The 11678-nt window shown below is 66.1% G+C and carries 12 protein-coding genes; 10 read left to right on the top strand and 2 right to left on the bottom strand.

Annotated features, from left to right (window positions below; genetic code table 11):
* Positions 1-1670: sensor histidine kinase (locus tag L995_RS04025; RefSeq protein WP_047469367.1), on the top strand; the 1670-nt coding region annotated here is incomplete at its 5' end.
* On the opposite strand, the gene L995_RS04020 is transcribed toward L995_RS04025, so the two are convergent.
* Positions 1667-2884: a magnesium transporter CorA family protein gene (locus L995_RS04020; protein ID WP_047469365.1), complete on the bottom strand. Its 1218-nt coding sequence runs from the start codon at positions 2882-2884 to the stop codon at positions 1667-1669. The two genes, L995_RS04025 and L995_RS04020, sit on opposite strands and share 4 nt — an antisense overlap.
* A 4-nt stretch (positions 2885-2888) precedes the next feature.
* Positions 2889-3896 carry a porphobilinogen synthase gene (gene hemB / locus L995_RS04015; protein WP_047469362.1) on the bottom strand — a complete coding sequence of 336 codons (1008 nt, stop codon included), beginning with the start codon at positions 3894-3896 and terminating at the stop codon, positions 2889-2891.
* Between the two features lie 123 nt (positions 3897-4019).
* Between hemB and L995_RS04010 the strand changes: the two genes are divergently transcribed.
* The 9 genes from L995_RS04010 to L995_RS03970 all read left to right on the top strand — a co-directional run.
* Positions 4020-4448: a CopD family protein gene (locus L995_RS04010; protein WP_016453572.1), complete on the top strand. Its 429-nt coding sequence runs from the start codon at positions 4020-4022 to the stop codon at positions 4446-4448.
* A gap of 31 nt (positions 4449-4479) precedes the next feature.
* Complete coding sequence (locus L995_RS04005; RefSeq protein ID WP_047469359.1) at positions 4480-5634, top strand: VanZ family protein; 1155 nt, start codon at positions 4480-4482, stop codon at positions 5632-5634.
* 10 nt (positions 5635-5644) lie between these two features.
* Positions 5645-6019 (top strand): (2Fe-2S) ferredoxin domain-containing protein, encoded by a 375-nt coding sequence (locus L995_RS04000; protein WP_016448519.1) that lies wholly within the window; start codon positions 5645-5647, stop codon positions 6017-6019.
* Between the two features lie 80 nt (positions 6020-6099).
* The gene (locus L995_RS03995; RefSeq protein ID WP_017405508.1) at positions 6100-6735 is read left to right on the top strand and encodes an alpha/beta hydrolase; all 636 of its coding nucleotides are present in this window, start codon (positions 6100-6102) and stop codon (positions 6733-6735) included.
* Positions 6736-6826: 91 nt separating this feature from the next.
* Positions 6827-7996, top strand: coding sequence for a D-alanyl-D-alanine carboxypeptidase family protein (locus L995_RS03990; protein ID WP_016453570.1), 1170 nt, complete (start codon positions 6827-6829; stop codon positions 7994-7996).
* Positions 7997-8153: 157 nt separating this feature from the next.
* A complete protein-coding gene (rpsL, locus tag L995_RS03985; protein ID WP_003059441.1) occupies positions 8154-8531 on the top strand; it encodes a 30S ribosomal protein S12 in 378 nt (125 codons plus the stop codon).
* A 160-nt stretch (positions 8532-8691) separates the two neighbouring features.
* Positions 8692-9165 carry a 30S ribosomal protein S7 gene (gene rpsG / locus L995_RS03980; protein ID WP_016448516.1) on the top strand — a complete coding sequence of 158 codons (474 nt, stop codon included), beginning with the start codon at positions 8692-8694 and terminating at the stop codon, positions 9163-9165.
* Positions 9166-9317: 152 nt separating this feature from the next.
* Positions 9318-11426: an elongation factor G gene (gene fusA / locus L995_RS03975; RefSeq protein WP_016448515.1), complete on the top strand. Its 2109-nt coding sequence runs from the start codon at positions 9318-9320 to the stop codon at positions 11424-11426.
* Between the two features lie 162 nt (positions 11427-11588).
* A partial coding sequence (locus L995_RS03970) for a GTP-binding protein (RefSeq protein ID WP_038059333.1) occupies positions 11589-11678 on the top strand: 90 nt, incomplete at its 3' end.

Below are 11678 nucleotides of genomic sequence, written 5' to 3'. Positions count from 1 at the left end.
CGCCCGAGGTGCGCTGGTTCCGCGCCGTGGTGCCGCCCGAGGCGCTGGCGCCCACGCCGCAGGGCGCGCGCCTGTATATCCCGCGCTGGCAGACGGTGGGCACGGTGGCGGTCTATGTGGACGGGGCGCTGGCCTGGCAGACGCGCGGCAGCCGGGTGTGGAACAGTTTCAACCGGCCGGTGTGGCTGGACCTGGGCGGGCTGGCGCAGCCGGGCAGGCCGCTGCAAATGCATGTGCGCATGGCCAGCCAGCAGGGCGTGGGCGGGGCGCTGTCCAGCCTGTGGGCGGGGCCGGCCGAGTCGCTGCGCCTGTCCTGGCGGCTGCGCAGCCTGCTCCAGGCCGATCTGGTGGTCTATACGGCGGGCTCCTACCTGGTGCTGGGCCTGTTCGCGCTGGCGCTGTGGACGCTGCAGCGGCGGCGCGGGGATGTGGTGTTCCTGCTGTTCTTCCTGATGTCGCTGTGCCAGTTGCTGGGCTCGCTGCAGTTCATGGTGGACGGCGAGGGGCTGGCCCTGTCGGACGGCTGGTTCTCCTGGCTGACGCTGGCCGGCCTCATGGGCGCCACGGTGGCGGCCTTCCATTTTCTGTGCCTGATGCAGCGCAGGCGCCGGCCATGGCTGGGCCGGGTGCTGCAGGGCTATGTGGGCACGGTGCTGCTGGTGGCGGTGCCGCTGTGGGGGCCGGCGCACGAGACCATCCTGCCGCTGCTGCGGCTGCTGATGGTGCCGCCGGAGATCCTGGTGCTGTGCATGGCCGTGGCGGGCGCCTGGCGCATGCGCGATGGCGGCAGCACCATGCTGGCCGTGTGGATGCTGCTGTCGTTTCCCATCGGCTTCCATGACCTGGCGCTGCAAAGCTACCTGATCAGCATAGAGAGCATCTACCTCACGCCCTATGTGTACCTGGGGCTGTTCACGCTGTTCCTGCTGGTGGCCTACCGGCGCTACAACGGTGCGCTTGCCGTGGCCGAGAACGCCAACCTGCATCTGGCGGAACGGCTCAAGGCCCAGGAGGCGGAGCTGGCCCAGGCCCATGAGCGCCTGCTGGCCGTGGAGCGCGAGCAGACGCTGATGCAGGAGCGCCAGCGCCTGATGCGCGAGATGCACGACGGCGTGGGCTCTTCGCTGATGAGCGCGCTGCGCGTGGTGGAGTTCAACCAGGCCGGCACGGTGGACCTGGTGCAGCTGCTGCAGGAGTGCATCGATGACCTGAAGCTGTCCATCGACTCGCTGGAGCCGCTGGACTGCGACCTGCTGGCGCTGCTGGCCGGGCTGCGCTACCGGCTGGGGCCGCGCCTGGAGGGGGCGGGGCTGCGGCTGCACTGGGAGGTGAGCGACCTGCCCGCGCTGCCCTGGCTGGATGCGCAGGCCGCCCTGCATGTGCTGCGCATCCTGCAGGAGGTGCTGACCAACATCATCAAGCACAGCGGCGCGCGCGAGATTACGGTGCGCACGGCCCAGGCCCCCCTGGACGGCCGGGCCGGCGTGCAGGTGCTGGTGGAGGACGACGGCCACCCCTTCGACCGCGCCCAGGCACCCACCGAGGGCCGCAAGGGACTGGCGAACATGCGCACGCGTGCGCTGGCGCTGCAGGCGCGGCTGGACTGGGCGCCGCTGGCCGGCGGCAATCGCTTCACGCTGTGGATGCCGCTGGAGCGGGCGGGGCCCTAGCCCTGCGCCGTGCGCGCCATGTAGCGCTTGCGCCAGAAGAACATGGTCAGGCCCACGGCAATCGCCATCATCGAGCCCATGGCCCACCAGAAGCCGTCCTGCTTGTGCACCAGGGGGATGAACTCGAAGTTCATGCCGAAGATGCCGGCAATCAGGTTCAGCGGCAGGAAGACGGCCGTCAGCGCGGTGAGCGTGCGCATGATGTCGTTGGTGCGGTTGCTCTGCACCGAAAAATGCATCTGCACCACGGTCTCGGTGCTTTGCTCCAGCCGCCGCACATGGTGGACCACGCGCTCTATGTGTTCCAGCACGTCGCGGCTGCGCACCTTGAGCAGGTCCAGCTCGCGCAGCGCCGCCGCGCCCTCGGGAGGCGCCCAGGTCTCCAGCGCGTCCGTCCAGTCCTGCACGGCGGCGCGCTGGTCTTCGCAGACTTCGTCCAGCTCATGCAGGGCCAGCCGTGCGTCCAGCAGCGCCCCCCAGTTGGCAAAGCGCGTGCGCGGGCGCAGCAGCTCGGTCTGCCAGTGGTCCAGCTGGCGAGACAGTTCGCGGCGCAGGTCCAGGAAGCCGTCCACGATGAGGTTGACCACGCGCAGCATGAGGTCGGCCGGGCTGGCCGGCAGCCGCGTGCCGGATGTGGGGTTCAGCCGTCCCTCGCGCAGATCGCTGGGCATGGCGGCCAGCAGCCGCGCGGCATAGGCGTCGCGCACGGTGCAGTCGTCGGGGTGCACGGACAGCAGCACCTGGTCGAACATGGCAAAGCCCACGGGGCTGGTGTCGATGTTGCGCAGCACGGGCGGGCCTGTGCGGCGCACGGGAGGCGAGGGGGGCGCCGCCTGCGCCGCAGGCGAAGAGGCCGTGCCGGCCTGCGGGGCGGTACGTGCCTGCCCGCTGGCCAGGCGGCGAAAGACCAGCAGGTCGTACTGCGAGGTGTAGTCGTAGCGCGATGGCAGCTGGGCGTTGAGCAGGTCCGAGACATGCAGGTCCACCAGCTGCTGGCCCGACAGCAGCTGCAGCGTGCGCTGCACGTCGGCCAGCCGCTCCTGCAAGGTGGCGCGGGTGCAGGAGATCCACAGGAAGCCCTGCGCGGGCGCCTGCCCGGGCAGGTCGGCCAGTTCGGTGGCGCCGCCCGGCTGCAGGTGGAAGATGCGCATGCTCCTGGCGTTCCCGGCTGGGGGAGCGGCTCCCGTGCCCGTGGGCGGCGTCACCGGCGGCATGCGTTCAGCCGCGCAGCTTGCGCGCGGCGTCGATGGCGAAGTAGGTCAGGATGCCGTCGGCACCCGCACGCTTGAAGGCCAGCAGCGATTCCATCATCACCTGGTCATGGTCCAGCCAGCCGTTGGCGGCGGCGGCCTTGAGCATGGCGTACTCGCCGCTGACCTGGTAGGCGAAGGTGGGCACGCCGAATTCGTCCTTGACGCGGCGCACCACGTCCAGGTACGGCATGCCGGGCTTGACCATGACCATGTCCGCACCCTCGGCCAGGTCCTGGGCGACTTCGCGCAGGGCCTCGTCGGTGTTGGCGGGGTCCATCTGGTAGACGTTCTTGTCGGCCTTGCCCAGCGCGCCGCGCGTGCCCACGGCATCGCGGAACGGGCCGTAGAAGGCGCTGGCGTACTTGGCGCTGTAGGCCATGATGCGGGTGTGGATGTGGCCGTGGGCCTCCAGCGCCTCGCGGATGGCGCCGATACGGCCGTCCATCATGTCGCTGGGCGCCACCATGTCCACGCCGGCCTCGGCATGGGTGAGGGCCTGGCCCACCAGGACCTGCACGGTCTCGTCGTTGATGATGTAGCCGGAATCGTCGAGGATGCCGTCCTGGCCGTGGCTGGTGTAGGGGTCCAGGGCCACATCGGTCATCACGCCCAGTTGCGGGAACTCCTTCTTGAGCGCCCGCACCACGCGCGGGATCAGGCCGTCGGGGTTGAGCGCCTCCTTGCCGTCGGGCGTCTTCAGCGAGGTCTCGATGGCGGGGAACAGCGCCAGGAACGGGATCTCCAGCTGCACGCACTGCTCTGCCACGGGCAGCAGCAGGTCCAGGCTCAGGCGGTCCACGCCGGGCATGGAGGGCACGGCCTCGCGCTGGTTCGTGCCTTCGTGCACGAACACGGGGTAGATGAAGTCATGGGCCGTGAGCACGTTCTCGCGCACCATATTGCGCGTGAAGGCATCGCGGCGCAGGCGGCGGGGGCGGTTGTGCGGGAAGGGGGTGGGGCTGGACAGATGCATGCCGAAAATTGTGCCCCATTCCCGCCGCAGGCCCCGCAACCCCGGCGACGACGCCGGCACGCGGGACTCGGCTTTTGCGCCTGCGCAGCCTGGCGCACCCCTGTACGCACGTACACTGCCCGCATGCTGTGGGTCAAAGCCTTTCATATCGTTTTCGTGGCAAGCTGGTTCGCGGGCCTGTTCTATCTGCCTCGCATCTTCGTCAATGTGGCCATGGTCACGCCCGGCTCGGTGGCCGAGCGCGAGCGCCTGCTGCTCATGGCACGCAAGCTGCTGCGCTTCACCACGCTGCTGGCCGTGCCCGCATTGGGCCTGGGCCTGTGGCTGTACCTGGGCTACGGCATCGGCAAGGGGCCGGGCAACGGCTGGATGCATGCCAAACTGGCCGGCGTGCTGCTGGTCATCGGCTACCACCATGCCTGCGGGCGCCTGCTGCGCAAGCTGATCGACAACCGGGACCAGCACAGCCACCGCTGGTTCCGCTTCTTCAACGAGGTGCCGGTGCTGCTGCTGGCGGCCATCGTCATCCTGGTGGTCGTCAAACCTTTCTGAGAAACCGTTCCAACGAAGAGGGAGGCAGGGCGTGGTGCAAAAGACTTCGGCCTGGCCGCTGGCACTGGTCTATGCGGTGCTCATCGTTTTCGCCAGCCTGTTTCCCTTCGATGGCTGGCGTGCCCAGGGCATTGATCCGCTGGTCTTCCTGACGGCAAAGATCCCGCCGCCGTACTGGACCTGGTTCGACGTCAATACCAATATCGTCGGCTACGCGCCGCTGGGCTTTTTCCTGGCGCTGGCCCTGGTGCGCAGCGGCAGCCCGCGCGCGGCCGTGCCGCTGGCGGCGCTGGCAGGCACCCTGCTGTCGCTGTCCATGGAGTTCCTGCAGATCTACCTGCCGCGGCGCGTTCCCTCCAACCTGGATCTGGTGCTCAATGCGGGCGGCACCTTGTTGGGCGCGCTGATGGCGCTGCTGCTGGAGCGCCTGGGCGCCCTGGCGCGCTGGAGCGCCTTTCGCACCCATTGGCTGGGCGAGGATGGCGGCGGCGCCATGGTGCTGCTGGCGCTGTGGCCCTGGGCGCTGCTCTTTCCCGCCGCCGTGCCCTTCGGTTTGGGCCAGGTGCTGGAGCGGCTGGAGCAGGGCCTGCTGGACCTGCTCGAAGGCACGCCCTTTCTCATGTGGCTTCCTCTGCGCGAGTCGGCCCTGACGCCGCTATCGCCCGTGACCGAGATGCTGTGCGTGATGCTGGGCCTGTGGGTGCCCTGCCTGCTGGCCTATTGCGTGATGCGCCACATGGGCCGGCGCGCCGTGCTGGCGGGCTCGGCCATCGTGATCGGCATCGCGGTCTCGGCGATGTCGGCCGCGCTGAGCTGGGGACCTGCCCATGCCTGGGAGTGGGTGGACCTGCCGGTGCGCATGGGCGTATGGGGGGGCGTGGGCCTGGCCATGGTGGCCCTGCCGCTGCCGCGCCGCGCCTGTGCAGCCCTGCTGATGCTGGTGCTGGTGCTGCAACTGAGCATCCTGAACCAGGCGCCCACCAGTGCCTATTTCTCCGAGACGCTGCAGGCCTGGGAGCAGGGGCGTTTCATCCGCTTCTACGGGCTGGGGCAGTGGCTGGGCTGGCTGTGGCCCTATGCCACCCTGGTCTACGTGCTGCTCAGGGTGGCGCGCCGCGATGCAGGGCCGCTGCCGCCTGCACCTTCAGCGCCCCCGGCGCCTTCGGGGCAGCAGACGCAGGCCTAGAATCCGCTGCATGAGCGAAAACCCACGTCCCGGGGCCGAAGGCGGCCAGCAAGGCGCAGGCAACTACTATGCGCGCCACATCTTCTTTTGCCTCAACGAGAGGCCTGGCGGCGAGGACTGCTGTGCGCTGCACGGCGCCAAGGCAGGCTTCGACCACTGCAAGAAGCAGGTCAAGCAGCTGGGCCTGGCCGGCAAGGGCCAGGTGCGCGTGAACAAGGCCGGCTGCCTGGACCGCTGCGCGGGCGGGCCCGTGGCCGTGGTCTACCCCGAAGGTACCTGGTACACCTTCGTGGACGAGACCGATATCGACGAGATCGTCGAGTCCCATCTCAAGAACGGCCAGCCCGTGGAGCGCCTGCTGCTGCCGCCCGACGTGGGCCGCTGAGCACCGGCTGGAACTTTGGGCCTTTCCGGGCATCAGTGCTTTGTCAGCTTGGACTGGCTGCTACTACTAGGATAGCGATTGTGAATGCGCAGACCGAACGTTTGACCCTGACCGGCCTTGCCGGGGCCGTGGAGGCCCTGCGCGACGCGCCGGCCGCCGATGCGACTGCGCGCGGCGTGGCCATCATCGCCCACCCCCATCCGCTGTTTGGCGGCACCATGGACAACAAGGTGGTGCAGACCCTGGCGCGGGCCTTCGTGCAGTGCGGCTACACGGCCGTACGCTTCAACTTCCGTGGCGTGGGTGCCAGTGCCGGCGAGCACGACGCAGGCATCGGCGAGGCCGAGGACATGCTGTCCGTGGTCCGCCAGGTCGCTCCCGAAGGGCCGATCGCGCTGGCGGGCTTTTCCTTCGGCGCCTTCGTCACCAGCCATGTGCTGGCGGGCCTGTGGAATGAAGGCCGGGTGGAAAAGGCTGTGCTGGTGGGCACGGCGGCCAGCCGTTTCTCGGTGGCCCCCGTGCCGCCCGAAGCCCATGACCGGACATTGGTGGTGCACGGCGAGGCCGATGACACGGTGCCGCTGTCGGCCGTCATGGACTGGGCGCGCCCGCAGATACTGCCTGTTACCGTCGTGCCCGGGGGCGGTCATTTCTTTCACGGACAATTGCCGCTGCTCAAGAGTCTCGTGGTCCGCCATTTGCGCTCACTTCCCTAGCGGCCCGCGCCGCTGCTCAATAGGCCCGCCCCAGCCGGCGGGCATCTTCCGCCTTTCCTGCTTTACCTGCCCTTTAGCGAGAGTTTTCCTCATGAAGCCCATTTCCTCCACGCTGCGAGTCCTGGCACTGGCAGCGGCCATGGCGCCGGCCCTGGCGCTGGCGCAGATCACCCCGCCCCAGCCGCCCGAGATCGCGGCGCGCAACTATCTGCTGGTCGATGTCACCGCCAACCAGGTGCTGGGTGCCAAGGACATCGATGCGCCCATCGAGCAGGCCTCGCTGACCAAGCTCATGACCGGCTACCTGGTCTTCGACGCACTGCGCGCCAAGAAGATCACGCTGGAGCAGCGCCTGCCCGTCAGCGAGCGCGCCTGGAAGATGCCGGGCTCGCGCATGTTCATCGACCCCAAGATGCAGGTGCCGGTGGATGACCTGATCAAGGGCATGATCGTGCAATCCGGCAACGACGCCACCATGGCCCTGGCCGAAGGCGTGGGCGGCTCGGCCGAGAACTTCGTGCGGCTCATGAACGAGCAGGCCAAGGCGCTGGGCATGAAGAACACCAGCTACAAGAACCCCGAAGGCCTGACCGAGCCCGGCCACCTGACCACGGCGCGTGACCTGTCCATCCTCGCGCAGCGCCTGATGCAGGACTTCCCCGAGTACATGCACTACTACTCGACCAAGAAGTACTTCTACCCGGGCACGCCGGCCTCCAACGGCACCAACCGCAACTCGCTGCTGTTCCGCGACCCGACCGTGGACGGCCTCAAGACCGGCCACACCGCTGCGGCCGGCTACTGCCTGGTGGCCACGGCCAAGCGCGATCTGCCCAACGTGGGCAGCCGCCGCCTGATCTCCATCGTGCTGGGCGCCGCCAGCGAGAACGCGCGCGCCAATGAAAGCCAGAAGCTGCTGAACTGGGGCTATGCGGCCTTCGACTCGGTCAAGCTGTTCGATGCCGAGCAGGCCGTGGCCACGCCCGAGGTCTGGAAGGGCAAGGCGGGCACCGTCAAGATCGGCCGCACCACGCCCATCGTGGTCACCGTGCCGGCCGGCAGTGGCGGCAAGCTGAGCACCGAAGTCGTGCGCCAGGACCCGCTGATCGCTCCGTTCACCAAGGGCCAGGCCATGGGCACGCTCAAGGTCAAGCTGGGGGCCGACACCGTGGCCGAAGTGCCGCTGGTGGCGCTGGAAGGCGTGGAGCAGGCTGGCTTCTTCGGCCGTGCCTGGGATGCGATCCGCCTCTGGATCAAGTAAGCCCCGCGCCTGTCGCGCAGGCCCTCGCGTACCGGCTTGAAGGGGGTGCAGTTGTGCGATCTCCTGCAAGCTGGTACAGTCGAGGGCTTTTCGGAATTTCCGAAGGGATTCACGTTTTCGCTTTTCGCAAGCAATTCACGTTTAGGGACGTTTATTAATGCCAACCATTAACCAACTCGTGCGTCAGGGCCGCACGGTCGAAGTTGTCAAATCCAAGAGCCCTGCTATGGAAAACTGCCCTCAGCGCCGCGGCGTGTGCACCCGTGTGTACACCACGACGCCCAAGAAGCCTAACTCCGCTCTGCGTAAGGTTGCCAAGGTGCGCCTGACCAACGGCTTCGAGGTCATCTCCTACATCGGTGGTGAAGGCCACAACCTGCAAGAGCACAGCGTTGTGCTGGTGCGCGGCGGCCGTGTGAAGGACTTGCCCGGTGTGCGTTACCACATCGTGCGTGGCTCCCTTGACCTGCAAGGCGTCAAGGACCGCAAGCAAGCCCGTTCCAAGTACGGCGCGAAGAAGCCCAAGGCCAAGTAAGCCCTGCGTTTTTTCGAAGAAGGTGCTGTATCCCGCGTGGCGCGAGATCCAGCGTAGTGACCCCAAACGCAAGTGTTTTGCGCGGGTCGAGTAAGTGGGAGTCCTGTTGGCTCTCGCGGTGTCTGAAAAGACGCCAACTGAAGCAAGATAGAGGTAAAAAATGCCACGTCGTCGCGAAGTCCCCAAACGTGAAATCCTGCCGGATCCCAAGTTCGGCAATGTCGAGCTGTCCAAGTTCATGAACGTGATCATGGAAGGCGGCAAGAAGGCGGTCGCAGAACGCATCATCTACGGTGCCCTGGACCTGATTCAAAAGAAGCACCCTGACAAAGACCCGCTGGAAGCCTTCATCGTTGCCATCAACAACGTGAAGCCCATGGTCGAAGTGAAGTCCCGCCGCGTCGGCGGTGCCAACTACCAGGTGCCCGTCGAAGTGCGTCCCGTGCGTCGCCTGGCCCTGTCCATGCGTTGGCTGAAGGAAGCTGCACGCAAGCGCGGCGAGAAGTCCATGGCCCAGCGCCTGGCCAACGAGCTGCTCGAGGCCACCGAAGGCCGTGGCGGCGCCATGAAGCGCCGTGACGAAGTGCACCGCATGGCCGAAGCCAACAAGGCGTTCAGCCACTTCCGCTTCTAAGAGCGCTTCGCTCCTGATCAGACGGGCCGCATGCATTTTTGCCTGCGGCCTTGTCTCGATTAGGAGCATCCCCAGATAAGACTGCTGTCCGTCTGCACCATGAGGCTGGAACGGGCAGAGACTCCCTCCATACGATCAATCAAGGATCCATCATGGCTCGCAAGACCCCCATCGAGCGCTACCGCAATATCGGTATCTCCGCCCACATCGACGCCGGCAAAACCACCACCACCGAACGTATCCTGTTCTACACCGGTGTGACCCACAAGCTGGGCGAAGTGCACGACGGCGCTGCTACGACCGACTGGATGGAGCAAGAGCAAGAGCGCGGCATCACCATCACTTCCGCTGCAGTGACCTGCTTCTGGAAGGGCATGGACCTGTCCTACCCCGAGCACCGTTTCAACATCATCGACACCCCCGGCCACGTGGACTTCACCATCGAGGTGGAGCGTTCCATGCGCGTGCTGGACGGCGCCTGCATGGTGTACTGCGCCGTGGGCGGCGTGCAGCCCCAGTCGGAAACCGTGTGGCGTCAGGCCAACAAGTACAAGGTGCCTCGTCTGGCCTTCGTGAACAAGATGGACCGTACCGGCGCCAACTTCTTCAAGGTCGTCGAGCAGATGAAGCTGCGCCTGAAGGCCAACCCCGTGCCCGTCGTGATCCCGATCGGTGCCGAAGAAAACTTCAAGGGCGTGGTCGACCTCGTCAAGATGAAGGCCATCATCTGGGACGAAGCCTCGCAAGGCATGAAGTTCGAATACCACGAAATCCCCGCCGAGCTGGTGGAGACCGCCAACAAGTGGCGTGAAAATCTCGTGGAAGCCGCTGCCGAAGCCAGCGAAGACCTGATGAACAAGTACCTGGAAGAAGGTACTCTGTCCGAAGAAGACGTGAAGGCCGGCCTGCGCGCTCGTACGCTGGCTACCGAAATCCAGCCCATGCTGTGCGGTACCGCCTTCAAGAACAAGGGTGTGCAGCGCATGCTGGACGCCGTGATCGACTACCTGCCGGCGCCTGTGGACATCCCTGACGTCACCGGTACCGATCCCGAAAACGAAGAAACCAAGCTCAGCCGCAAGGCAGACGACGGCGAAAAGTTCTCGGCCCTGGCCTTCAAGCTGATGACCGACCCGTTCGTCGGCCAGCTGACCTTCGTGCGCGTGTACTCGGGCGTCCTGACCAAGGGCGACACCGTGTTCAACTCGGTCAAGGGCAAGAAGGAGCGTATCGGCCGTATCGTGCAGATGATGGCCAACGAGCGCGTGGAAGTCGAAGAAATCCGCGCCGGCGACATCGCTGCCTGCGTGGGCCTGAAGGACGTGACCACCGGCGAAACGCTGTGCGCCGTCGAAGCTCCCATCGTGCTGGAACGCATGGTCTTCCCCGAGCCCGTGATTGCACAGGCCGTGGAGCCCAAGTCCAAGGCCGACCAGGAAAAGATGGGCATCGCCCTGTCGCGCCTGGCTGCTGAAGATCCGTCCTTCCGCGTGCGCACCGATGAAGAATCGGGCCAGACCATCATCGCCGGCATGGGCGAGCTGCACCTGGAAATCATCGTTGACCGCATGAAGCGCGAATTCAACGTGGAAGCCAACGTGGGCAAGCCCCAGGTGGCCTACCGCGAAACCATTCGCCAGAAGGTTACCGATGTGGACGGCAAGTTCGTTCGCCAGTCCGGCGGCAAGGGCCAGTACGGCCACGTCGTGCTGACCCTGGAACCCCAGGAAGCCGGCAAGGGCTTCGAGTTCGTCGACGAAATCAAGGGCGGTGTGGTTCCTCGCGAATACATCCCTGCGGTCGAGAAGGGCGTGATCGAGGCGCTGACTTCCGGCGTGCTGGCCGGCTACCCCGTGGTGGACGTCAAGGTGCGCCTGACCTTCGGTTCGTACCACGATGTGGACTCGAACGAAATGGCCTTCAAGATGGCTGCCATCTTCGGCTTCAAGGAAGGCGCCAAGAAGGCCAGCCCCGTCATCCTCGAGCCCATGATGGCCGTGGAAGTCGAGACGCCTGAAGACTACGCCGGCACCGTGATGGGCGACCTGTCCTCGCGTCGCGGCATGGTCCAGGGCATGGACGACATGGCCGGCGGTGGCAAGTCCATCAAGGCTGAAGTGCCGCTGTCGGAAATGTTCGGCTACGCCACTTCGCTGCGTTCGCAGACGCAAGGCCGCGCTACGTACACGATGGAGTTCAAGCACTACGCCGAAGCTCCCCGCAACGTGGCCGAAGCCATCGTGGCTGCTCGCGCCAAGTAAGGCTTTTTGTATAATCGAAGGCTTTTGAGTCGCAGCCCCTGAAAAGGGGCTGCGATTTTTGCCGGTCTGCGATCCCATGCCGTCCTGTCACCTGTGCGGGGCGACCAAGCAATGGGATGCAGACCTTAAACATCACACAGGTTTTGCTCTTTCGGAGAAATCATGGCAAAGGAAAAATTCGAGCGGACCAAGCCCCACGTCAACGTGGGCACCATCGGTCACGTGGACCACGGCAAGACGACCCTGACGGCT

Origin of the sequence: Delftia sp. ZNC0008, from assembly GCF_000799035.1 — a bacterium.
Taxonomy (GTDB): Bacteria; Pseudomonadota; Gammaproteobacteria; order Burkholderiales; family Burkholderiaceae_C; genus Comamonas; species Comamonas tsuruhatensis.
The sequence above is the reverse complement of the archived record's forward strand: the minus strand, read 5'-3'. Positions and strand labels throughout refer to the sequence as shown.